The sequence below is a fragment of the Paenibacillus sp. FSL R10-2788 genome, assembly GCF_038003885.1.
In the GTDB taxonomy this organism is placed as follows: domain Bacteria; phylum Bacillota; class Bacilli; order Paenibacillales; family Paenibacillaceae; genus Paenibacillus_AQ; species Paenibacillus_AQ odorifer.
Genome location: NZ_JBBOQA010000001.1, coordinates 3,728,772 through 3,750,426 on the forward strand (window position 1 = coordinate 3,728,772; position 21,655 = coordinate 3,750,426).

The following is a 21,655-nucleotide window of genomic DNA, read 5'->3' on the forward strand; positions in this document are numbered from 1 at the left end:
GGCATTCGTTTCAGCAGCTGCATAGATGGTTATGGAATGAAGAGGGTATACTAGACTATGACCAGTCAAAGGAGACGATAAATCATGCCAAACAAAACTAAGATCATTCTTGAGCCAGCGGCTCAAAAATTTGCCGATGATAATGCGAAACCTCCCTTTCTACCTGACCTTGGGCCAGAAAAAGGCCGTGAAACGGTAGATAGCGTACAATCCAGTGAGATATATAAACCTGAAGTTGATTTTGAAGATCTAATGGTGCCTGGTGGACCTAACGGTGATGTTTCCATACGAATTGTTCGCCCCCCTAGCTCCTCATCAGCATCGCTGCCTGTTATCCTGTACATTCATGGAGCAGGCTGGGTGTTTGGGAATGCCCATACCCATGATCGCCTGATTCGTGAACTAGCTGTCGGAGCGGAGGCCGCTATTGTTTTCCCAAATTACAGCCTCTCCCCAGAAGCTAAATATCCTACAGCGATTGAAGAAATCTATGCAGTACTCCAGTGGACAGCTGAAAAAGGAAGCGAGCACGGATTAGATACTAGCAAGCTTTCTATAGCCGGAGACAGTGTTGGCGGGAATATGGCCGCTGCTATTACTCTAATGGCTAAAGAACGGAGTGGGCCGAAGATAGCAAAACAGCTACTATTCTATCCAGTAACGGATGCCTCGTTTGATACTGAATCCTATCATGAGTTCGCCGAAGGCTATTTCTTGCAGCGGGACGGCATGAAATGGTTCTGGGATCAATATACTACTGACCCTGAGGAACGTAATCAAATCACTGCTTCCCCTCTTCGGGCTAGCCTAGAACAGCTACGGGATTTACCAGATGCACTGGTTATTACTGGTGAAGCAGATGTGCTACGGGATGAAGGTGAAGCTTATGCCGCCAAATTGCGGGAAGCTGGCGTGAATGTTACGGCTGTCCGCTTCCAAGGCATCATTCATGATTTTGTCATGCTGAATCCTTTAGCCGAGACTCATGCTAAAAAAGGTGCCATCAAGTTAGCGACAACATGGCTTCGTGAAGGTTTCTAAACAAATCAACTGTTGACATATTCCTTTACTAGGCGAATTGGTTCCCACAAGAATTCTTGTGCGAAACTGATTCGCCTTTTATTGTTAACAAAATATTTATTATGTTAACAAGTGTATTTTTACAATTGAGAAACAAATATCCATTCTCTGCGTCAATATATTATAAATGATGTATAAGGAGCAAAAATCGTGAAATATGTACCGTTTATCCTAAAGACCGTTATATCTTCCTCCTTGCTCGTATCTGGAGCTGGTATATATTTGTCTAGTGCTCAAGCAGCAGTAACAACTCCTGCCTCCTCTTCAACAACCGTCGACTCTATTACCACAATTAAACCCTTATGGCACGACAAGGCAGATGGTCAAGGAATTTATAGCCAACAGGCTCCTATTGCAAATGGATTATTCTATTATTCATCAGGTGGGACACTAAAGGCCGCCAATCTCATTACAGGCAAAGTTAAATGGTCCTACAAAAACGGAACAAATCCTGAGATTATTACGAATAACTCGGTTTTCTTTATCACTTATGAGGGTTATCTTGTAAAAGTTAATGCTCAAACGGGGAAATTGCTTTGGAAGGTTAAGGCTGCCAAAGATCCGATCGAGATCGGTGCTTTCGCGGAGTTAGTTAACGGAGTATTATACTTCCGGAACGAGCATGGTGGAATTGCAGCTTATCATCCGGTTACTGGTAAAAAGATCTGGGAGAATAAAGACATCCCTATGTATGTAGGAAGTATCGACGGCCTTTATAACGGGGTATTGGTTGTATCCAGTACTGTTGATAATAGGCGTACGCAGTTTTTCGGTCTCGATCCGGCTACAGGACAGAGGTTATGGAGAATTCAGGGGTTCTATAGCTTTGTTGCTTACCGGAATGGTGAATTAATACTCCGCGAACAAGCCAATGCTGCAAATGATACCTCTAACGAGCCTCTTAAAGGCTATCAGTTGACCTTGGTACATGTTGATGTTAAAACTGGAAAAGCGAAGACCAAAAAGAACTATAAACCGCTCGAAGATGTCAGTAGACTCGGTAATTATTTCACATCACTTCAAGGCTCGTATCTATATACAGTCGATGGAGGTTTAGATCAATGGGGTGGTCATCCACTATACCGCTTTACTTTAGGTCAAGAAACAGCGAGTGAACCCAAAAGTTATGAGGAGTACGGAAATTGGGTGTCTGGTCCAGTAAATAACATGGCTTTTTTCCAAAAGGATGCACAGATCACTGCCGTTCAAATGAACGACAATCGCATTATAAGCTTCAACGGACCGGACAGTCCCGCGCTTAGTGTTCAATTGATCGGTAAGGGGATTTACGCTGGCTATGAGAATGGCTACTTCTATATCATAAATGCAGAAACAGGAAAAGCGCTTGGCAAAGTAAAGACCGGAGCACAACAATACGGCACACTATTTAGTGCGAATGGTATTCTCTACATCCAGACGGAGCATGATATATTCGCGATTTCCCTGCCAAAAGAATTAAAATAGTTGTTGTTACTCTTCATCTTTTTCAGCCACTTCACGTTTAAACTCACTGGTTCGACTCTCCAGATGAACTGACCCGCTGTTTCCAATCTGGAAGGTCGTGCCAGACCCAATCGACAGAATTTTGATATATTGTATATTAATCGTTGATTCTGCGGAATCCTTTAATATCACAAATTCATCCGCTTCATTCCCTTGCTTTGTCCATACAGGGATAGGGATGTCTATGAGTGTAGTATCTTTCGGGTGATTATTAATCTCCCTTATGTTAAAAAGATAATTCTCCTTGCTTCCCAGGAATTTAGATTGAACCCGGTCTACAGATCCACAAATAAAAATAGAACTGTCGGACAGATTATTGATATAAACATCTTGTATGCGTGAGGTGTGCATAGGTTAACTGCCTTTTTTGACTTGATCTGGCGCGCTCTGAGTATATTCTATTACGCTGTCAAACGCCGAGGAGCAATGAATGGATTGAGTATCCCCTACTAAAAATACTGATGAACCCGAGATCGAAACGACTTTCACTGCATTGACACTAATATCTCTATTGATCACCGTTATCTTCATTCGTCTCCCGCCTTCCGGTTATATTTATTTCCAAATGCCGCTCTACTGCCATAACGATATCTCGTTTCATTTGCTCTACAATAGAAGCGCATTCCTCATCAGTGTATCCACGCCCTTCTTCTGTGGCAGGGAGTTGGCTTACATACTCGTTAATCCGTCCATCCATCTGATTCAGCAGATCCTGAGTCACCATTTGGATATATTGCTCATCAATGCTTAAATTCTTCTCTTTTTCTAAACGTGAAAATTGCGAGGGAACCTCTTCTTGCACATACTTCAGAATCTGTGGGCGAATCTGATCCGATAAGGCAGTTGTACCTACCTCCTGCTCTCCAATAGGTTTACCGTTGATCATCGCTTCATCCAGATTGTTCCCCTCATTCGGTGTAATGCCTATATTTAAAGTGCCTTCCAGCTTTTCGATTTTTAATTGTTCAAAATGATAATTAATAGGTCCTATACTTGCAGATTTATTGTTCTTTATGCTGTCTACATCGCCTTGCAAATCTCGAAGCTGCTTCTCTAGCTGTTGAATCTTCTCCGCTTGCAATCTTAGTGTATTAAAAACCTGTTGAGCATAATACGGATGCATACAACCCCCTCCTATGGTTTATTGTATGCGGGGACAAAGAGCCTAATTCAGTTGTGCATATAGTTCTGCCGCTGGCGGTAAGGACACAAGGGGTGAATCCATTTTTTCCGCTGGAGTCGTTGGAGGCGATGATGGAGCTCCAGAGGTCTCATAATTATGAGACAAAGTATTGATTCGTCCCGAAGTACCAATCTGAAGAACCGAGGAATTAGAGATAGTGCCGATTTTTAGATTATAGATCGATATGCATTGATATACCGTAATGTTCATTTAAACCCCACCCTTAAGGAGGTGATACTTGATCCACCACATCTGAATCCATCGTATTTGTACTGCTGGCCGCATTATTCGTTATATTCGTACCTATGGAGTCACCTATGGAGAAGGAGTTGGCACCGGCATAAATTTTAGAGTTGCTGCTCAGGATAACGGATGCCGTATTTCCTACTAAGACTGTGGAGCTGGGGCCTACGCTATTGATTTTAATATTGCCGATGATTGAAACCACCAAACCACTCCTCCTTTCGGAATGATAAGCTATTCTATGTAGATATTCGCCCAGATGTCACTGAATAAGTCAAACGCCCATACAATGGATAAAATCCGTAGGAGGCGCAAAGCTATGAGTCCCAATAAGACGAACCCTTTAGATTGGATGAATGAAGATCCTTTTTTTAAGAAAAAGTTATCCTTGAAAGCTCTTGAAGAGCAGTGGAAGTTGGATCCTAACCAAATTGACGGGTATGTCGAAAAAGTCATCCGTGAAGCAACTGCAGCGACCTCCTCTTCATTTATGAACGAAACCTCAAGTTTAAGTTTTGAGCATATCGACACTCATAATCACCTGATTACCAAAATTCGTATTCCAAGCGGAATCCACCCCGAAAGTATATGGGCACAAATCAATCGCACACAAATTAAATTAACAGGTTTAGGAAAAGATCATAGCGAGATTATTCAGCTGCCAGTTCCCGTCATTCCAGATCAGAGCAGAGGCACTTATAAGCAAGGTTCCCTGCAATTCAGAATGCCTAAAATGTCAGCGGGAAGATTCAAAGATATCGACATCCGTTATTTATAAAATATTCCTTTAAAATCCACCTGTTTTACTCGTCCAAGTGCCCCATTCCCCCTAAAAAAACGCCTTAAAATCAAAACAGCGTATAATTTAAGTTATACGCTGTTTTTTAAAGGTGTTTTTTGGCCCTTTTTCATCCGATTTTCTATTCTTTTCGCTCTTCGAACTTTAAGTTCCTCTTGGTCATAAGATGGAGTATCCAGAGTAAAGGTGGGGTCAAATCATGTCTAAAAACAAACGCGGCAAAGCACTTTGGCGCATTCCATCCCGGGCTAGAGGAACATGTCCGATCTGTGGCAGCACACGTATTAAGCTGTTGTACTTCGGGAAAGGCATTTCAGGTGAAAAACTTAACGTATGTAAGAAATGTGATGGAAAGCAAAAGGCATGAAAGCATTTAGCAGTTGATTCACAGAAAGGGTTACCAAATAAAGTGCGACCTTAACCTCGAACCTAGGCTCGACAAAAAAGCTATCGCACTTGCTTGGTAATCCTTCACTCCAATAACTTTTATAGCTCAATCCGATATCTTCTTTCCTCATTTGTTAGAATGAAACCGACAGACTCATATAGCCGTAATGCAGAATCATTTTCCGTAAGCACCATCAGACATGCCTCTTCCAGTCCGTGGGTTCTAAAATAGCTCAATGCTTGAAAAAGCATGTACTTAGCAATTCCGGATCTTCTCCATGGTTCAAGAACAAATACATTTTCGATGTAGCCGCCCTTCTCTTCCTGCCAGACCATTAAGCTACCCGCAACCTTCTCCCCTTCTCGAACAACAAGTGATGTCCAGAGCGGATTTTGTTTGAATTCAGCTAACCGTTCTTTCCCTAGCGGAGTTTCCGGCCAAATCTCAGCTTCTAATTCCAAATAATGCTCGTCATCTTCAGGCGTCTCCATATCTCAGGTTGCGAATTCAAACGCCTCAGCCAGAGTGGGTTCGGACAAACCATCTTTTAAATTATGTTTCATCTTAAATAAGCTATTATAATGAGAGAAGCCCTTCACTTTTTCGAAAAATTGAGTATTCAAGACCTCTGCCGAATCGTTCCCTACACATAGAGTGGTTTTGTAATCCTTTGATAAAGTTTCTTTTAATTCAAGGGCTCTTAATAAGAGTGACTGATACACTTTTTCTAATAAATCAAAATCACTTTCACGTTCTGGTATTGTTTTTAAGTTCAGGTAGATCGAATGTCTGCTATCCTTGGAACGGCCGGGCGGCACAATATTGATGATGCTCACTTGGCCTTTGGCCACCATTTTACCGTCCTCGAAAGCGCAATATACATTTTCCCAATTTTCCTCATTACCAACCCACCAAAAAACAACATTCCCCTTTGTAGATACCGAGTTATAAAGTTCCCCAAGTAATGGCATGTCACCTTGTTCAAAATGACGAATAGTAGTCAATGCAAAACCCCTTTTCAAATCATTAATATGGAATATATTTATAATAACATGCATGTCCACGCTACATTTGGTAATGAATTGTTATAAATAACTTCTCCTTGATGTAACATTTTTTAAGTAAACCCTGTCTTACTTATATAGGGGGACTAAAAGATGAGAAAACGATTTTTTATAGGGATTACGATATTTCTGATTGCTTGTGGAGTTGTTCTTGGCGTAGGGACGATATCAAATCTTCTGAGTCCGTTTAAAAGATTCTCAGTCATCGTAGATAATCAATCTGATGTTGATATTAGCTCTATCGAAGTAGGATTAATTCGTGCGGATTCAAAGAAATCGTATACAAGTCCAATAAAAGCAGGACAAAAGAAAAAATTCAAACCAAAATTGAGTCTAAATGGTGAAGGTGCTATATATCTTCGATACACCAACTCTAACGGACAGTCTAAAGAACAAACCGTGTGCGGTTATACCGAATATTTATCAGGTCATTCCAAAGTCACGATTACTAATGAAAGCACAACCGTTGTTCAGCAATGTAATTAAATCCTTTCATCTGACCCTTCAATCCTGCTTCACTCTGATGAGAGATAAGTCTTCTAATAGATAAAAAGCCGCCATTAAGGCGACTTGCTTATCCAATAAGATTTAGTTTTTTAATTTGGAAAAAGGGTCGGGTCGAATCCTAGAGGGAATACTTCCTCAAAGTTATCTTGCTTTTCATATAAGCTATACCAAGTCTCTGCAATAACATCAGGATCACCAGCTGTTCCAGCTTGTATCATTGTCCCTATGGAAAGATGGCCGACAAATACTCCTTTATCTATTAACTGATTGTGTAAAGCAGTAGCATAATTTCGTATACCAGACATAACAATGCCGCCATTTCCTACAAAAGGCAACGGGAACATAGCAGAAATACCAGTGGTAAAAAGAATGGCTCCTGATCCTCTATGGATCATATCGGGTAATACTTCATTAACTGAAAGAACGGCGGGCAGCAAGTAACTGTTTATTTGTTCCAACACACTTTGAGGTGTAGTTTCCAGCACATGAGTGAATTTATCCCACCCTGCATACGGACTGAACTCTAGTACATCGATTGAACCAAACTCTTTTATTATCGCTTGAAAGACTTGTTTTAGCGCTGCTAAATCTGTCACATCTGCTACAAAAGATTGTGCTTCAATATTAAGTTTCTTAAGTTCACTAATGATCATTGATAATTTCTCGGGATTGCGTGAAATGACAGCCACCCTAAATCCATTAACTCCGAATTTTTTAGCTAGAGACAATCCTAATCCGGGCCCTGCACCAACGATAACAATATTTCTCATTTTTGATGAACTCCTTTTCTATGATATATTAAAGTAACAGCTGTTGCTTTAATTGCTAATATACAGCTACTAATTTAATGTATCAATCAACAATCAACCTGCAAATGTTGCTATAGCAACAAGATTGCTAAATTGTTGGGTAGGAGTGAAGTAATGGCTACTAAAGTAAACAATATTCGGCTGACACAGACTAAACAGTCTTTAATTGACTCCTTTTTACGGTTAGTTTCCCTGAAGGATTTTGAGAAAATAACAATCGTCGATATAACAAAGGGAGCTAAAGTTAATCGAGCCACGTTCTACGCACACTTTAATGATAAATATGAATTATTGGATTATATTATGGGTGATTCGGCATCCGCTGCTATTGTAAAACATACTGAAGGAGAAATTAAATTCGATCAAGAAGGCATCATTCAACTCGTATTATCGGTATTCGATTTCTATCAGCAACCGAACATACAATGCCGCAGCAGTTATATAGAGATGGTTTTCCCTCAATTGAAAGAGAAGATTATAAATGAACTGAAGGTTCACTTATCTAACGCTTTAGGAGATATCTACCCAGATAACGAGAAAAGCTTTTATGTACCGATCATCGCACAAATGATCCATGAAGGTGTCTATCAATGGGTAACAGGGAATAATACTATAAATCAACAAGAAGTCGCCGAGAGAATTTCATCATTAGTCATAAGCGGGCTGCAATCGTGAATTAAAATCAGAAGAGTCCTCAGACCTTTCCGCTGCCTGACACTAAGAGGCCGAGTTCGTCATTTTATAAACGACCTCGGCCCCTTGTGATACAGCGTATTATCTGTCTGTGCAACACATCAATCGTTTACACATTCCCCAGAAAATTTAATTGCCAAGACACGCCAAATTGATCCGCCACCCAGCCAAATTTCGAACTGAATGGATATTCACCTAGTGGCATGAGCACCTGTCCACCCTGGGATAATGCTTCATAAACGCGGTCAATTTCAGCTTCACTTTCACAATTCACATATAAGGATACCGCTGGAGTAAAGGTGAATCCATGCTTCACATAGCTATCTATACACATAAAAACTTGTCCATGTAATGAAAAAGTAGCCTGCATGACACTCCCTTCAGGTCCTGCTTCGTCCGCTCCATAACGCTTAATACTGATGATTTCGGAGTGATCAAATAAAGAAGTATAGAAATTCATAGCTTCTTCAGCCTTCCCTTCGAACATTAGAAAAGTCATTATCTTTTGATTCAGTTCCTTCATAATCGTCCAGCTCCTTACAGTCATTTTATACAGATCATCTCATATCATTAACGCTTTCGTAAACTTTCAAACGGGCATATGCGGTTTCGAGAATGGGATACGCAACTTGACCAGGTACAGCCATCGCCAAAAGTGCACCATGCAGATGCTCAGCTTCCACTGGCAGATGTTTAAGCATATCCCTATGCATAGAGGAGGTGAATTCGGGCAGGACCGAATTCATCTTTTGCATCGTGACCGACACCATATCTGGTCCAACAGGCATACCTGCACTTTGCGCTATGCTCACGATCTCATTCAGAAGCTGCTCATAAATAGCACGAGCTGTAGGTGAGGCTAAAATAGGTCCAACCGAGCTATCCATTAAAGTTGTAATCCCGCTTAAACTAGCTACGAATATATATTTCTGCCACACTTCGCGTTGAATATCAGAACTTAATATCACAGTGAATCCTGCTTTATCCAAATGGCTGAGAAGTATCTGCATCCGTTCTGACTCCCCACCCGCCCATTCACCAAACACAATACTATGGAAAGAACTACTTTGTATGATAGCTCCATTCGAATCTAACGTTGTTTCGATATAACAAAGACCACCCAGTACCTTTTCTGCTCCAAAATGCTGCTGCAAAATACCAAAATGTTTATACCCATTGAGGAGCGGGAGAATCATTGTATGTTCACCGACGAAAGGGGTTAGATCCATCATCACCTGAGGCAAATGATAGGCCTTCACTGCAATAATAATACAGTCAAAAGGCTCTGCCTTCTCCCCGTATGTAATCGTCCGAACGGGAGTCTGAAAGTCACCATGCACACTTTTTATTGCCAGACCCTCATCTTCTAACTGCTTTTGTTTAGTAGAACGGACTAGAAAAGTTACATCTTCCCCTTTTTGAACTAGACGCCCTCCAAAATAACCACCAATAGCTCCTGCACCCACGAATAGAAAACGCATGTAAGTCTCCCCTTTTTTCACCTTATTTTAAACAAATAAAAAGACCGCTTAGCTTATCCGCTAAACAGGTCCGAATGGCAAAAAAAGAGTCAAGTATCGACCGTTCTTTTGTCTCGGTCCATACGGATCTGAGCAAAATCCAACGAGTTCACCTCCATGGCTACAATTCATAAATCTGATCCAACTAGAGCACCATTCGATTCTATCGATACAGCCTCCCTGGAAAGTATAACAAAAGAAAACCTTAAAGCCTAGTTTTAATCCATAACTTGGAGATGTCCAAAAACCCGAAGGAACCGGTGTGCAGACCAAACAGGCTTTGATTTAGCTGAGCTTTTTTATTCATATGACAGCCATGCAGCACCCAATAATTGTCTCGTAAAATCCCCTCCGCTTGATTCAGCAGCTTCACCCGTTCATCCTTTGGAGATTCTGTGAAAGGACCTAATACCTTCGAAAACAATGAAATCTGATCCTCTCTAAGCAAAGAAAATAAATAATTAGATTTATTATTAAAGTAGTTAATCATTCCCCATTGCCAATCATCTTCCAGCACCTCTTCAGCAAGTTGGATCTCGGCTGTTGTCTGTATATGATCTGCCTTAAATTCATTAAAAAAATATAACTCAATTTGCAAACCTACGGAGGCAGCGCGTGTTTTGAGCCATAACGCTTCTTCTCGTTCTTCTTTTTTATCCTTAGTTGCTAAAGTAATGACTTCTCCCTGATACCCATTTTCCACTAAAAGCGCTTGTGCATGTTCCAAAGTTGGATCTAGAAGCTCTCTCTTACTGCTCTCCCATGGCAAAAAGCTATCTGCTGGAGTGATACGATTGCCACCCAACTCTTTTATTAAAGCCGTTCGACTGTAAAGGATACGGATCACTTGACGAAACCATAGCTGCTGATGAATTCCCTCTCTATGAAAATTAAACAGAATATATCTGCAGCCTAAGGCCGGGTAATCTATACTGTGATTGCTGATGATATCAGGTAAAAGTTCTCCATGTTCAGGATCTGGCAGCTGGTATTGGCGTTCATTAGAAGCCTCTTTTGGCAAATACCAAATCTCAACACGATCCAGGAGCGGCCGAATTCCGAAATAAAAATCAAAAGCTGCGAGCACCAATACATCCTCATTCAGATCCATTAAACGGTAAGGACCTGTACCGATCACTTCACTAGTGATGTCTATATCGTATGGGAGTATGGACATGTGAATGCAACTAAACAGATGCAGAAAAAAGAGATTTGGACGAGACAGATCAAACCGGATTCGATGATCTCCTTCAACCTCTACTCGTTCGATATCCTTATAAAGGTTCACCGCAGGGCTATTCAAGTCAATAAGCCGTTGTAGCGTCTCTTTTACATCTCTCGAGGTCATAATTCTTCCGTGATGAAAGCGTACCCCCTTGCGGAGGTAAAAAATATAACTTGTATGCTCCTCATTAGCTTCCCACATATGGGCCAAACCAGGAAGAAAGGCATCGGTCGTTGCGTCATAAGTAACTAGTGTGCTATAGATCTGACCCAGCAAATAGGATTCAAAAGCGGTGTATACATAAGCAGGGTCCAGTACTTCCTTATGCCGGTTACGGGTAATCCGCAGGACGTCCAGCCCTGAGGTTGACTCTGCTTCACTACGAAAACCCATCTGTTTATTTAACATCGTTAACAATCGTTCCTTTAAGGGTCCGGTCACCTGATCGCTGCTCATCAATTCGATAGCTTCTTTTATCTTGCCTTTACTGACTAACTCCTGAAAGCTATCCTCGAACACCTCATCAATACTTTTTAAAAAAGTAAGTTGAGAGATATGCCCCCTGCCTCTCCCCGGCTGCCATAGAATATATTCCTGCTCTTCCAGTTTCCGCAGAACGAATTTAACATTGCGTGGAGTGCAAATTAGGATCGAAGCCAATAAATCTATCGTCACAGGAACAGGTTCATTCACTTTGAACGAACTAGTAACGCTTGCTGCTAAACATAAAAAATGATTACTTATCTGGTCCAAATGGTTCACTCCTTTAAAGGTGAAACGGTCAATGTATTTCTTACACTTTTCCTTCCCCCTTTTATCATTATAATTATACATAAATCAACAATGAATATGCAGCAACAATATTAGAGCAATAAGACTAGGAGATCGTAATCATTATGAAACAGCATCTAAGGCACATTCACCCTCTAGCCTGGACAATTATCATCGGCACTATGTTCGGACGTCTGGTGACCTCGATGAGCATCCCATTCTTATCCATTTATCTGACCCAAGTTCTCGGAGCTTCCCCGACACAAACAGGGATTACGGTCGCGGTTAGCTCGCTGGCAGGCGTATTGGCTAGTTTCTATGGCGGTTATATTTCTGATATTGTTGGCCGCAAAATCGTGATGTTAATCTCGGTATTTGGCTGGGCAGCCGTCTTCTTCGGTTTCTCAGAGGCTCAGCATCTATGGGTATTTTTCTTGGTAAACACCCTAAATGGCTTATGTCGATCAGTATTCGAGCCTACTTCACGGGCACTTTTGTCCGATATTACGCCACCCGAGAGCAAGCTGCTTGTCTTTAATCTTAGATATGCAGCAATTAATCTTGGTGTAGTATTTGGTCCGATCATTGGGCTACAGCTCGGCTCTGCGGAATCAACTTTTCCTTTTCTAATCGCCGGAATCGTATATGTTGCATACGGAATTGTATTATTAATGCAATTTAAGGCACATCGTTCAAGCATGCCCGCCCGTACACAAGCTCAAGCACCACGTTTACTCGAAGCTTTGACGATCACAGGAAAAGACCGTGTGTTCCTGCCAGTATTGCTGGGTACAATCTTTTGTGTGTTAGGATACGGTCACTTCGGCTCAACAATGGCTCAATATTTAGCGATGAACACGCATTTCACCAATGGGGGGCAATTGTTCTCCTATATGCTTTCACTGAATGCTATAACCGTGTTAGTAGTGCAGTATCCCATTGTACGTACGGCAAGTAAATTTCCACCGATTGTCCCTTTAATACTTGGGAATATCTGCGTTGCACTTAGTCTTCTCTTAGTGGGGCTTGCTGGTGGTGTGGCTCTACTAATGATCAGTGTAGTTCTGTTCACTATAGGGGAAGTCTTACTCTTTACGATGATGGACATGTTAATCGATCGGATTGCCAAACCTGAAATGAAAGGGACGTACTTTGGTACGATTGGCTTTAATAATTTAGGGAGTGTTATGGCACCTATCTTCGGTGGGGTGTTGTTAGACCATTATGGCGCTCAGAATGGCCTTGCGATCTTTGTGCCGTTGGCTTTAACAACAGCTTTTGGTCTTCCTTTTCTTCTCGTAGCGCACAAAAGACTTGTTGCCAGAGAGAAATTAACACTTGGTATTAAAAATAGAGCAATAAAAGGATGATTTTCCAATTCAATACGTTGTTTATTGGATCATCCTCATCTCGGTTAACATAATCATTATTATGTTAACCAATTATATGAATTAATTCTTTTAATCAGAAAAGAGGGACCGTATCTTTGCAGAATATGCAATAGCTACGGTCTCTTTTACATAGAAAAAACGGTTAATCATATATTCCCTGAAGAAAACTCAGCTGGCCTTTTACATATTGCCTTAGCTCTAAGGGCTCCATGATTTCGGAATGACCTATTATGCACCAGACATTAGCACATGCACTTTCATAACCAAACATATTCACCTTTAAAATGAATGCATCCCCTTCTTCTCTCATTTCCATGATCTCTAGCTGAGATAAAGAAGACATTGTTCTCTTATCAGCTCTGATCACAACAGGATAGACCTCTTCTTCTTTACACGCTTGCTTAAAAACCTGTCCCTGCTGCTTCCAGTGCTCTTCTAATGAAAAATCCATAGGTATAGAGTACTCTTCTTCCACAAGCTGCGTAGAGACAATTCGCTCACATTTAAACGTTCGGATTTGATTAGCTTCTTCACAGTAGGCTATAAGATACCATTCCTCTTTTTTCACCACAAGACCATAGGGCTGTAATTTCCTGCACGATACTTCTCCGTTAACCTTTTGGTACTTAACCTGTAGTTTCTGAGATCGCCAAACGGCTGTCCGGATAGATTCCAGACAGGGGATTTCTATTCGTTCTGTCCACCAAGGTGTGTCATCGAAATAAAAGCGCTTTTGCGCTTTCTGAATGTCAGGTTGATAGGATGCGGGCAATGTTTTTTCTAATTTCAACAGCGTCGTCTTCAGCTTAAGACCAGATTCAGAATGTCCTCCAGAATAGATGCCCATACCTGTTAAATATAGATTGATTACATCTTCACCATGTAACTGCTTCAGGTTAACTGTATATCCCTCCATTAAGGAGATACCACCATTCGGCCCCGACATAGACAACAAAGGAATTCCAGCTTCAGCTAGTACATCAATATCTCTATAGATTGAACGTACAGAAGTCTCCAAGGCTTGAGCTAGTTCATTGGCCTTCATTTTCCCTCTCGACTCCACTAATAATAAAATAGCAATCAAACGATGCAAGCGCATGGGAACCTCCGAGCTTTTCTTTTTTATCAAGTATACTTCAAAATTCTTGCCATGATGTTGTCAACAATAAGAGGTTATGATTAGTTCATTACATAAAGGGAGCTGAAACATATGAAAATTGCCGTTTTAGGAACAGGGTTCGGAGCTTATCATGCAGAATTATTGACGAAAAATGAGCGTGTAGACAAAGTTATTGTTTATGGTAGAAATGAAGCTAAGCTGCAAAATTTAAAACAAGCGTTAGGCGTTGAGATTACCACAAATATAGAGGATATCATGCTTGATACCACAATTGATGTGATCGATATCTGTCTGCCCGTAACTTTACATAGACAGTTTGCCGTTGAGGCGCTTAAGCATGGAAAACATGTATTCTGTGAAACTCCCGTATGCTTTACCATTGAAGATGCCCTTGCGATGAAGGAAGCAGAACAATTGTATGGCAGACGAATTCTCGTGAACCAATTTATTAAATTTGATCCTGCGTACAAATATTTATACGAAACCACTTCTAATGAGAAATATGGAAAGCTTTTAGCCTTCACCTTAAAAAGAGAAACGTCTCCTCTCTGGGGGGATCTCGGACTTCATTCTATCTCCACAAATCTGATGATTCACGAACTTGATTTTGTAACCTGGCTGCTTGGATCTTTAGAAGAATACTCTGTGTGGGGAACCGATGGTGGACGAAATGAACAAGCTTTAGTACGTACCCATTTTCAGAAAACGAATGTCTCCGCAGAGATCGTTGTATCCTCACAAATGCCAGCTGGTTATCCTTTTTCCGTAGGGTATGAAGCTTATTTTGAACAAGGAAAGCTTGTCTATCAAGAAAGTGACGACATGAACGGAAAGGTTGAAGGATCATTAATTGAATATACCTCTGCAGGTAAACAGCAACTATTGATAGAACAAGCTAATCCTTTTGAAAAGAGTATTACGCATGCTCTCCAATGCTTAGAGGATGGTACTTCATCCATAATCGAGTTAGACCATGCCCTACAAGCTATGGAACTAGCAATAAAAATAGAAAAAAAGCTTGTGTAAACATAGAGGTTGGTGTTAGGTATCCTTTTTCATGGTTTTGTTTGTGGGGGTGTAGAACTTATGGAATTAGTGGATTGTAGCTAGGGTGAGGAATAGGTTTTGATTTTTCTATTGTGAATTTTTCATATGTTGAAATTATAGAACAAAGTAGTAATTTTAGTCCTTTTTGGTAAGCTGTCCTTAGTTCTAGTTTATAAAATGCTGTTATTTCACAGCATTTTGGAGGGATTTCATCCTGGGATTAAGATAGTTCAATTAGAGGTTAAACTAGTCATACGATGGAAATTCTCAAAGATCGTGGTCCCTGCTGATATTGAGGAGGTAATGACCGAGGCAAATAGGGTTTTTAGAATGGCGCCTTATAAAACCAGCGGCAGTCTTGGACTGGAAAATAAAGTCCTATCTTTAATCCACCTCTATTACTCTTCTCATTTAAAGTACACACCTACATCACGTTATTCTGCCCGTTAGCTGAACAGGCTGCCTATGATCTCGGCAGCCTGTTGTCATTGTGCTATCGTGCCCCATTAGCGTAAATAGCGAGATTTATTAAATCTAACGATTAGTTTCAGAAAACTGAATCGATTGGATTGTATCAGTTGATGGGTCAAATTGGATTGATACAAAAACCCCAAACTCATTACCTGCTTTGCTTCTAATCCATAGTTTGAATTTCTCTTCAGACTTTTTAGGTGTTAGTTCAGTACGACCAATGTGCTTATAATCAATTATGACTGCATTGTATCGTTTTTGTGTTTCCTCTACTGCAATTTTGCCCCATTTTGCGTATTCAGGCGCAGCCTCTACTGTAACAGTGGAAAAAATAAGTATCACCAAAAATGATATCAGTATTTTTTTCATAATAACCGCCCATCTGGAGAAGTTTTCAGTAATATCTCCCACTTTATCCAAATGTATTCTTAAACAACTTAATGCCAGCGTGCAGTCTACAACTTTATTTTTTCAATTAATCAAGATCTAGATTTAGGAAAGTCAGATATAATAAAGGGTTCCACATATTATACATGACTAATATGTGGAACCCTTTATGCTTAACTATCGTACTCCATTAGGATTCCTATGGAAGGAATATTTTAAGTCGCATTGTTACTCATGTGGCATCTTGTCCATATCCATATATACAACACACTTTCACTTTTCCTTAAATGCTGATACCTTCATTGTATTGAATTCATCAACTCATAGTAATATTTAGAATCATTAGTCTTATTAAGGTTATACCAGGCGTCTAATGTTTTTGGAGAAAACACATCCAAAGCTTTCAAGATGTGTGCAGAAAATTCCAATGGAGCTATTCCAGATGCTGTGATCAGTTTTCCATCCGTTACAGCAGACTCCATTTTGTAATACTTTTCTCCTGTATAAGTGGGACAGATCATTTTAAGGTATTCCAGATCATTGCTTGTATGCCCACGTGAATTCAGCAATCCTGTCTGGGCAAGTCCCATTGTAGCACCACAAATCGCTGCAACCCATATACCTTCCCTTAAACACCTTTCAGCGATTTTCAAGAGGGGGTGGTGAATAGTTTCTGTCCATGTATTTCCACCAGGTAAAATCAATAGATCTGATCTTTCAATGCTGCACTCATCCAATTTGATGTCAGGCAGTATTTTCAATCCGCCCATTGTAGTTACTGGAGTCTTATCAATTCCCACGGTAACTATTTTTGACGGGACCAGCCCCTTTTTATAATATCTTCCCGATTTCAGTTCGGCAGTTACGTAGCCTATTTCCCAGTCTGCCATTGTGTCAAACACATAAAGATATACCGTATTATTCATTTGCAAGTTCTCCTTATTTTACAATTCATCTAGTGATACCAACCATCGGTAATCAATGATTATCGTCATTATAAAATGACTTCACTGACATCCGCTGTCAGTGAAGTTATTAAAGTTGATAATATTCCATTAACTCCGACACAACACCAACAAGTTTTTCCTTCAAACTCTGTGGTTCGATTACTTGAATGGATTTCCCGTAGGATAAGAGAAAATTAGGAACATAGGTATGAATTGATTTTTCCTCAAGTAAAAAGATTGCTTGATTTGATGTACGCTCTTTCAGATGATGCCCCAAAAACCAATGCAGGCATAAGTCATCCAACGCCTCTGATCTACCTTCGATAATTAAAGCAATCAACCCGTCCTTGCCGACTAAATCAGGTAATAGATTTCGCAAAAAAAATTCTCGAGCCAAAAAAGCTTCGGAACGTTTAAATATGTTTTGAGTACGCTTGATTTGTAAAATCCGTTCTACCCGAAAGCTGCGGATCTCATTTCTCAGATGGCAAAATGCAACAATATACCATTTATTGTTCCAGTAAACCATTCCATAGGGATCTATCACCCTAGTCTTGGGTTGATCATCACGGCGTGTGTGATAATCAATTTCTACAGAGAATTCGTTTGCTACAGCTTGCTCCAATTCCGCTAATACTGGCTGAATAGAAGGGTCTTCCCTACGGTTTATAACTTCAAATCCGGCTAAATGACGGCTGAGAACACTTTCCTGTTCCTCATTCGAATACATTTTCAATTTGGATGTCGCATTACCTAATGCCTCACTCAAAGGGTATCCGGCTTCTTTTGCAAAAACAGCAGCATGAAGAAGTGCTTTTTTTTCTTCAATATCAAATAGCAGAGGTGCTCTGATAAAATTATTCAGTAAGCTATACCCGCCATTATGACCAGTGTCGGATATTATAGGCACTCCACTGGCACTTAGCGCATCAATATACCGATAGACTGTCCTTATATTTATTTCTAACTTTTCGGATATTTGTTTTGCGGTCATTTTAACACCCGAATTCAGCATCCATAGGATTGCCAGCATATTATCGTTTTTTGGCATCACATATACCTCATCTTTTATTAGGATCGCTCAAAATTATTAGCTTTGCGAATCGCCTGCATCCCTTTATTCATCGATCTTCCAGCCTTTCAATCCTCACTTAGCAATCTATAAACAACAATCTGCAATTTTTAACATTGCTGCTCTTAGCTCAACCCAACAATCTACTTTACCACAACTTGTGATACAGTTCACCGCGCTGTTTGTAACGGTAAGTTTTTGGGTCATCCTTTGCAGGATGCTCTTTCTTTGATCCGCTAGGTTCCAATTGACCTAACCGCCGTTCAGGGGACTAAAGAATATACTCAGCATATACATCACCTGGAAGAATGGATATTTCCAGTTCAATAAACTTGAGTGATGCGTATAGACTTTACCAAGTAGACAGTTAATAACGCCTTTACATAAAAACAAACTTACCATGCGTCTGCTCATGAGCAGTAACGCACGGTAAGTTCCATCAATAATAACTCTTTATTTGGTAATATGTTGTATTTTTACGAAAATATCTTCCTTCTTCATTTATTTATGCCGTCATCAGTATTTAAGCTCAATATTCTTCCACATGGTATTCCCATCCTTGTCGAAGCCTGTCATCTCGGTAGCGCTCATCAATTCACCTGTTTTGACTTCAAAGAAAGCGCTCATTCTCAAACTGTCATTCTCACGATTAGGAGAATTCGGCGAGATACCCATAACTCTTAGCAGCAGACGTGTTTTGGAGGAGTTAGGATCAGTATTATACCCGCTGATAGTAAAATGATACCCCTTGATCCAGTCATCTGCTATAGCAGGATTTCCTGGTTTCATCCCCAGTCTCTCAACAGCTTGTTTAACTGCATCGGAAGAATCGATTTGAATATCAGATATCGCGTACTGTCCTTTTACAAGTAAATTCTTATCGTGCTTTTTCACATCAGTCTTAATGGCCATTCCATTATCGATCTTGATATAAATAAAAACATTCCCTTTCTTGCTGCCAAATTCGAGATTCCAAGCATCTCTTGTTCCATCCGAACCATCGGTTCGTTCCTGGGAAACAGAAGTGTCATCCGTGCTTGTTATGTTAATAAGTAATGGCTCTTCTTCCGTCAGCTTATTCGCCTCTGAGTACCCAAGGCGCAGTGCCTCCATCGCGGTTACACTCTTCTTTTCATTGGTTCCCTTATTCGTTATTGTGGCAGCTGGTTTCTCTGTCTCGTTAATCATCTCACTGGTTGTTGTGGCGGCCTGTTCCTCTGATTTGTTAGAAGAGCCGTCGAAAAGAACATTTTTCATACTGAAGAATAGAACGACCATAATCACAATCAATGTAATTGAGGCTATGCTAACATATTTCTTCTTACGCAAGGCTGCTTCTCCTTAGTTAATAAGTATAAGAAACTTTGGTTACGCCATAATTAACTGCTGAAGTAGTATCCGTACTGTCCACACAATGACGATTAAATTTTCCAATTTTTAACACACCAAATCATACAATAATATTTCTTCAAATGCAATTTTTGTCGCATATTTAAAAATAATGGCTATTATTCACATTAACTCGAAACGAAATTGATCCTAGCTCACTGGTTTCAAGGGTTAAACTTGCCCCTATTTATGATACAGTTCACCGAGTATGATCTTAAACTAAGCTGCCCGTAAGCTAAATATGCTAACAGTCATTCCCTCAAATCCTTTGATAGACCTCCGCATAGGAAAACTTAAGTTGTTCTCGCAACTTTTTATTTTCTTCTTCGAGTTCTTCATCTTTCGTTTTAACAACGCAATGATGGCGTCCTTGTTGTTTTCATCCATCTCCCGCTTAATTTGTTTCGGTGTCGGCACTTGAACTTGCTGCTGACGAAGCGATTCAACGCGAACACGTATCTCAGGATTGTCTACCCGGTAAGCACTTTATTATTCAGTCTAATACTTGTTTTCATCGAACGCCAACAGATAATTGCATTTCTCCCCCTCATGCGTTACACTCTTTATATTGACAAATTTGCAGGTCTATATTAAAAAAGGAGGTTAACGCGCCCATGTGCCCCCGTACCAAAGAACAAAATGAGCTCATACGCATGCAGCGCAGAGAACAGATCCTGGACTTCGCCGCGCATACCTACTTCCGTACGGGCGGAAGCTTTGATATTCGCGACGTCGCCCGCGAGGCTGGTCTCGGTTATGGCACGGTATACCATTATTACCCCAACCGGCATTTACTAATAGAAGATGTGCTGAGCAGCGGCTTCGAGCGATGTGAGCAAACCCTGACTCAATGGGCGAACATCAGCCGGGACAACCCTGACGACAGGCAGTTGTTAACGTATTGCAAGACGCTACTCCAGTTGTGGCAGTCAGATGCCCGCGCATATCTCGTCTACAAAATGGCAGCGGAACATTTTACAGGCTTGCCAGAGAAAGATCGGCACCCTGCCAAGAGACGATTCATGGAAAGGCTGTATGTTCCACTCCAATCGACTATGCAGCGTGAAGACGACAGCATCAACCTTATGCTTGCCGTGTTGGTCGGCTGCTGCGGGCTGCACTACTATGCGAGCAATTCCGAGCTGGACATCGATCGAATCGCCCAGCTCGCGATACAAGCCATTACAAAGGAGTCCTGAAACAAACATGGTCATCTTAAAAAGCAAGTATGAAATCGAAGCCATCCGCAAGGCATGCCAGGTTGTGGCCGAATGCCATCGCACAATTGCCCCGCTCATCAAACCGGGCATCACAACGAACGAGATTGAGCGCATATTCGAGGATATTATTTTGAAGCACGGCGCCAAACCATATACGAAGGGCTACAATGGTTATCAATATGCGACCTGTGCCTCCGTCAATGACGTAATTGCACATGGCTTCCCTACAAATAAGCCACTTGAGGAAGGCGATATCGTGACGATCGACACGGTAGCGGAGCTCGACGGCTGGCTCGGCGATTCAGCCTGGAGCTATGCGGTCGGGAAGATCTCACCGGCGGCTGAGAAGCTGATGCGCGTCACGAAGGAGTGCCTTGACCTCGGCATCGCGCAGGCACAGCCCGGCAATCGGCTCGGAGACGTGACGAGCGCAATCCAGCAGCATGCCGAATCGAACAACTTTGGCGTCGTGCGCGACCTTCTCGCTCATGGCATCGGTCGTGACCTGCATGAGGAGCCTACCTATATGCATGTCGGCAAGCCCGGCAAAGGCCCCCGCATCAAGGAAGGCATGGTATTCACGATCGAGCCCATGATCACTGAAGGCACCTACAACATGACAATTGATCAGGACGGCTGGACCGCCCGGACGCTGGACCGCAAACTCGCCGCCCAATACGAGCATACGATCGCCATCACCGCTGAAGGTCCACAAATCCTGACCGCGCAATAGAACAATTAGAAGCCGACCAACGAGAGGGTCGACTTCTTTTTTATTTATTGAGCAGAACTTCTTTCTTCATCCGATACATGTGTGATCTTCTCA

Annotated in this window: 26 protein-coding genes and 1 pseudogene; 10 read left to right on the plus strand and 17 right to left on the minus strand. The window is 41.2% G+C overall.

The genetic code is table 11. The features are described 5' to 3' along the window. The first annotated feature begins 84 nt into the window (after window positions 1-84). Both NSQ50_RS16480 and NSQ50_RS16485 read left to right on the plus strand, forming a co-directional pair. The gene (locus NSQ50_RS16480) at window positions 85-1,041 is read left to right on the plus strand and encodes an alpha/beta hydrolase (protein ID WP_076223804.1); all 957 of its coding nucleotides are present in this window, start codon (window positions 85-87) and stop codon (window positions 1,039-1,041) included. A 189-nt stretch (window positions 1,042-1,230) separates the two neighbouring features. Next, window positions 1,231-2,544, plus strand: coding sequence for an outer membrane protein assembly factor BamB family protein (locus tag NSQ50_RS16485; protein ID WP_076223806.1), 1,314 nt, complete (start codon window positions 1,231-1,233; stop codon window positions 2,542-2,544). A 6-nt stretch (window positions 2,545-2,550) separates the two neighbouring features. On the opposite strand, the gene NSQ50_RS16490 is transcribed toward NSQ50_RS16485, so the two are convergent. Genes NSQ50_RS16490 through NSQ50_RS16510 form a run of 5 tightly spaced genes read right to left on the minus strand, consistent with a single transcriptional unit; the run spans window position 2,551 to window position 4,214 of the window. Beyond that, window positions 2,551-2,934, minus strand: coding sequence for a hypothetical protein (locus NSQ50_RS16490; RefSeq protein WP_076223808.1), 384 nt, complete (start codon window positions 2,932-2,934; stop codon window positions 2,551-2,553). A gap of 3 nt (window positions 2,935-2,937) precedes the next feature. Then, the gene (locus tag NSQ50_RS16495; protein WP_111504304.1) at window positions 2,938-3,114 is read right to left on the minus strand and encodes a spore gernimation protein GerPD; all 177 of its coding nucleotides are present in this window, start codon (window positions 3,112-3,114) and stop codon (window positions 2,938-2,940) included. Continuing rightward, entirely contained in the window at window positions 3,092-3,706 is a 615-nt protein-coding gene (gene gerPC, locus NSQ50_RS16500) for a spore germination protein GerPC (protein WP_076099081.1), read from the minus strand. Before gerPC ends, NSQ50_RS16495 begins: the two co-directional genes overlap by 23 nt. Before the next feature lie 42 nt (window positions 3,707-3,748). Next, on the minus strand, window positions 3,749-3,976 hold the full coding sequence (locus NSQ50_RS16505; RefSeq protein ID WP_076099080.1) for a spore germination protein GerPB: 228 nt from the start codon (window positions 3,974-3,976) through the stop codon (window positions 3,749-3,751). A gap of 13 nt (window positions 3,977-3,989) precedes the next feature. Continuing rightward, window positions 3,990-4,214, minus strand: a complete 225-nt coding sequence (locus tag NSQ50_RS16510) for a spore germination protein (RefSeq protein ID WP_036687577.1) — start codon at window positions 4,212-4,214, stop codon at window positions 3,990-3,992. A 114-nt stretch (window positions 4,215-4,328) separates the two neighbouring features. Here NSQ50_RS16510 and NSQ50_RS16515 point away from each other — a divergent pair, with 114 nt between their 5' ends. After that, window positions 4,329-4,787: an Hsp20/alpha crystallin family protein gene (locus tag NSQ50_RS16515; protein WP_076133714.1), complete on the plus strand. Its 459-nt coding sequence runs from the start codon at window positions 4,329-4,331 to the stop codon at window positions 4,785-4,787. A gap of 220 nt (window positions 4,788-5,007) precedes the next feature. Continuing rightward, on the plus strand, window positions 5,008-5,175 hold the full coding sequence (locus tag NSQ50_RS16520; protein WP_169744777.1) for a hypothetical protein: 168 nt from the start codon (window positions 5,008-5,010) through the stop codon (window positions 5,173-5,175). Between the two features lie 119 nt (window positions 5,176-5,294). Here NSQ50_RS16520 and NSQ50_RS16525 read toward each other — a convergent pair whose 3' ends face one another. Both NSQ50_RS16525 and NSQ50_RS16530 read right to left on the minus strand, forming a co-directional pair. After that, window positions 5,295-5,687, minus strand: coding sequence for a GNAT family N-acetyltransferase (locus NSQ50_RS16525; RefSeq protein ID WP_306068387.1), 393 nt, complete (start codon window positions 5,685-5,687; stop codon window positions 5,295-5,297). Window positions 5,688-5,690: 3 nt separating this feature from the next. Further along, window positions 5,691-6,200 (minus strand): hypothetical protein, encoded by a 510-nt coding sequence (locus NSQ50_RS16530; protein ID WP_306068388.1) that lies wholly within the window; start codon window positions 6,198-6,200, stop codon window positions 5,691-5,693. A gap of 153 nt (window positions 6,201-6,353) precedes the next feature. On the opposite strand from NSQ50_RS16530, the gene NSQ50_RS16535 reads away from it, so the two are divergent. Beyond that, window positions 6,354-6,746: a hypothetical protein gene (locus tag NSQ50_RS16535; RefSeq protein WP_076223810.1), complete on the plus strand. Its 393-nt coding sequence runs from the start codon at window positions 6,354-6,356 to the stop codon at window positions 6,744-6,746. A gap of 110 nt (window positions 6,747-6,856) precedes the next feature. Here NSQ50_RS16535 and NSQ50_RS16540 read toward each other — a convergent pair whose 3' ends face one another. Continuing rightward, a complete protein-coding gene (locus NSQ50_RS16540; RefSeq protein WP_076143432.1) occupies window positions 6,857-7,537 on the minus strand; it encodes an SDR family NAD(P)-dependent oxidoreductase in 681 nt (226 codons plus the stop codon). A gap of 153 nt (window positions 7,538-7,690) precedes the next feature. Between NSQ50_RS16540 and NSQ50_RS16545 the strand changes: the two genes are divergently transcribed. After that, complete coding sequence (locus tag NSQ50_RS16545; RefSeq protein ID WP_076143430.1) at window positions 7,691-8,251, plus strand: TetR/AcrR family transcriptional regulator; 561 nt, start codon at window positions 7,691-7,693, stop codon at window positions 8,249-8,251. Between the two features lie 127 nt (window positions 8,252-8,378). On the opposite strand, the gene NSQ50_RS16550 is transcribed toward NSQ50_RS16545, so the two are convergent. The 3 genes from NSQ50_RS16550 to NSQ50_RS16560 all read right to left on the minus strand — a co-directional run bounded on the left by NSQ50_RS16550 (window position 8,379) and on the right by NSQ50_RS16560 (window position 11,767). Then, window positions 8,379-8,792 carry a VOC family protein gene (locus NSQ50_RS16550; protein WP_076223812.1) on the minus strand — a complete coding sequence of 138 codons (414 nt, stop codon included), beginning with the start codon at window positions 8,790-8,792 and terminating at the stop codon, window positions 8,379-8,381. A gap of 34 nt (window positions 8,793-8,826) precedes the next feature. Then, on the minus strand, window positions 8,827-9,750 hold the full coding sequence (locus NSQ50_RS16555; RefSeq protein ID WP_076143428.1) for a ketopantoate reductase family protein: 924 nt from the start codon (window positions 9,748-9,750) through the stop codon (window positions 8,827-8,829). A gap of 244 nt (window positions 9,751-9,994) precedes the next feature. Further along, complete coding sequence (locus NSQ50_RS16560; protein ID WP_036687588.1) at window positions 9,995-11,767, minus strand: ABC transporter substrate-binding protein; 1,773 nt, start codon at window positions 11,765-11,767, stop codon at window positions 9,995-9,997. 143 nt (window positions 11,768-11,910) lie between these two features. Here NSQ50_RS16560 and NSQ50_RS16565 point away from each other — a divergent pair, with 143 nt between their 5' ends. Continuing rightward, window positions 11,911-13,155 (plus strand): MDR family MFS transporter, encoded by a 1,245-nt coding sequence (locus NSQ50_RS16565; protein WP_076223814.1) that lies wholly within the window; start codon window positions 11,911-11,913, stop codon window positions 13,153-13,155. A 163-nt stretch (window positions 13,156-13,318) separates the two neighbouring features. Here NSQ50_RS16565 and NSQ50_RS16570 read toward each other — a convergent pair whose 3' ends face one another. After that, entirely contained in the window at window positions 13,319-14,275 is a 957-nt protein-coding gene (locus NSQ50_RS16570; protein ID WP_076142206.1) for a helix-turn-helix transcriptional regulator, read from the minus strand. 111 nt (window positions 14,276-14,386) lie between these two features. On the opposite strand from NSQ50_RS16570, the gene NSQ50_RS16575 reads away from it, so the two are divergent. Then, window positions 14,387-15,322 carry a Gfo/Idh/MocA family protein gene (locus NSQ50_RS16575; RefSeq protein WP_076223816.1) on the plus strand — a complete coding sequence of 312 codons (936 nt, stop codon included), beginning with the start codon at window positions 14,387-14,389 and terminating at the stop codon, window positions 15,320-15,322. A 555-nt stretch (window positions 15,323-15,877) separates the two neighbouring features. Here the strand turns inward: NSQ50_RS16575 and NSQ50_RS16580 are convergent. The 5 genes and pseudogenes from NSQ50_RS16580 to NSQ50_RS16600 all read right to left on the minus strand — a co-directional run. Next, window positions 15,878-16,183, minus strand: coding sequence for a DUF3889 domain-containing protein (locus tag NSQ50_RS16580; protein ID WP_038571483.1), 306 nt, complete (start codon window positions 16,181-16,183; stop codon window positions 15,878-15,880). A 317-nt stretch (window positions 16,184-16,500) separates the two neighbouring features. After that, window positions 16,501-17,127, minus strand: coding sequence for a type 1 glutamine amidotransferase family protein (locus NSQ50_RS16585; protein ID WP_036687597.1), 627 nt, complete (start codon window positions 17,125-17,127; stop codon window positions 16,501-16,503). A 109-nt stretch (window positions 17,128-17,236) separates the two neighbouring features. Further along, on the minus strand, window positions 17,237-18,199 hold the full coding sequence (locus tag NSQ50_RS16590; RefSeq protein ID WP_038571488.1) for a helix-turn-helix transcriptional regulator: 963 nt from the start codon (window positions 18,197-18,199) through the stop codon (window positions 17,237-17,239). A 537-nt stretch (window positions 18,200-18,736) separates the two neighbouring features. Then, window positions 18,737-19,549: a hypothetical protein gene (locus NSQ50_RS16595; protein WP_038571491.1), complete on the minus strand. Its 813-nt coding sequence runs from the start codon at window positions 19,547-19,549 to the stop codon at window positions 18,737-18,739. A gap of 319 nt (window positions 19,550-19,868) precedes the next feature. Then, window positions 19,869-20,071 (minus strand): annotated as a pseudogene (locus NSQ50_RS16600) (DUF6262 family protein); the annotation flags it as partial. Between the two features lie 152 nt (window positions 20,072-20,223). Between NSQ50_RS16600 and NSQ50_RS16605 the strand changes: the two are divergent. Continuing rightward, entirely contained in the window at window positions 20,224-20,808 is a 585-nt protein-coding gene (locus NSQ50_RS16605) for a TetR/AcrR family transcriptional regulator (protein ID WP_036687602.1), read from the plus strand. Window positions 20,809-20,815: 7 nt separating this feature from the next. Then, window positions 20,816-21,562 (plus strand): type I methionyl aminopeptidase, encoded by a 747-nt coding sequence (gene map, locus NSQ50_RS16610; protein WP_036687603.1) that lies wholly within the window; start codon window positions 20,816-20,818, stop codon window positions 21,560-21,562. Window positions 21,563-21,655 lie beyond the last annotated feature (93 nt).

Coding starts and splice junctions, on each gene's coding strand:
- NSQ50_RS16480 (WP_076223804.1), top strand. CDS start 85: ATGCCAAACAAAACTAAGATCATTCTTGAGCCAGCGGCTCAAAAATTT.
- NSQ50_RS16490 (WP_076223808.1), bottom strand. CDS start 2,934: ATGCACACCTCACGCATACAAGATGTTTATATCAATAATCTGTCCGAC.
- NSQ50_RS16495 (WP_111504304.1), bottom strand. CDS start 3,114: ATGAAGATAACGGTGATCAATAGAGATATTAGTGTCAATGCAGTGAAA.
- gerPC (WP_076099081.1), bottom strand. CDS start 3,706: ATGCATCCGTATTATGCTCAACAGGTTTTTAATACACTAAGATTGCAA.
- NSQ50_RS16505 (WP_076099080.1), bottom strand. CDS start 3,976: ATGAACATTACGGTATATCAATGCATATCGATCTATAATCTAAAAATC.
- NSQ50_RS16515 (WP_076133714.1), top strand. CDS start 4,329: ATGAGTCCCAATAAGACGAACCCTTTAGATTGGATGAATGAAGATCCT.
- NSQ50_RS16520 (WP_169744777.1), top strand. CDS start 5,008: ATGTCTAAAAACAAACGCGGCAAAGCACTTTGGCGCATTCCATCCCGG.
- NSQ50_RS16525 (WP_306068387.1), bottom strand. CDS start 5,687: ATGGAGACGCCTGAAGATGACGAGCATTATTTGGAATTAGAAGCTGAG.
- NSQ50_RS16535 (WP_076223810.1), top strand. CDS start 6,354: ATGAGAAAACGATTTTTTATAGGGATTACGATATTTCTGATTGCTTGT.
- NSQ50_RS16540 (WP_076143432.1), bottom strand. CDS start 7,537: ATGAGAAATATTGTTATCGTTGGTGCAGGGCCCGGATTAGGATTGTCT.
- NSQ50_RS16545 (WP_076143430.1), top strand. CDS start 7,691: ATGGCTACTAAAGTAAACAATATTCGGCTGACACAGACTAAACAGTCT.
- NSQ50_RS16550 (WP_076223812.1), bottom strand. CDS start 8,792: ATGAAGGAACTGAATCAAAAGATAATGACTTTTCTAATGTTCGAAGGG.
- NSQ50_RS16555 (WP_076143428.1), bottom strand. CDS start 9,750: ATGCGTTTTCTATTCGTGGGTGCAGGAGCTATTGGTGGTTATTTTGGA.
- NSQ50_RS16565 (WP_076223814.1), top strand. CDS start 11,911: ATGAAACAGCATCTAAGGCACATTCACCCTCTAGCCTGGACAATTATC.
- NSQ50_RS16570 (WP_076142206.1), bottom strand. CDS start 14,275: ATGCGCTTGCATCGTTTGATTGCTATTTTATTATTAGTGGAGTCGAGA.
- NSQ50_RS16575 (WP_076223816.1), top strand. CDS start 14,387: ATGAAAATTGCCGTTTTAGGAACAGGGTTCGGAGCTTATCATGCAGAA.
- NSQ50_RS16580 (WP_038571483.1), bottom strand. CDS start 16,183: ATGAAAAAAATACTGATATCATTTTTGGTGATACTTATTTTTTCCACT.
- NSQ50_RS16585 (WP_036687597.1), bottom strand. CDS start 17,127: ATGAATAATACGGTATATCTTTATGTGTTTGACACAATGGCAGACTGG.
- NSQ50_RS16590 (WP_038571488.1), bottom strand. CDS start 18,199: ATGCCAAAAAACGATAATATGCTGGCAATCCTATGGATGCTGAATTCG.
- NSQ50_RS16605 (WP_036687602.1), top strand. CDS start 20,224: ATGTGCCCCCGTACCAAAGAACAAAATGAGCTCATACGCATGCAGCGC.
- map (WP_036687603.1), top strand. CDS start 20,816: ATGGTCATCTTAAAAAGCAAGTATGAAATCGAAGCCATCCGCAAGGCA.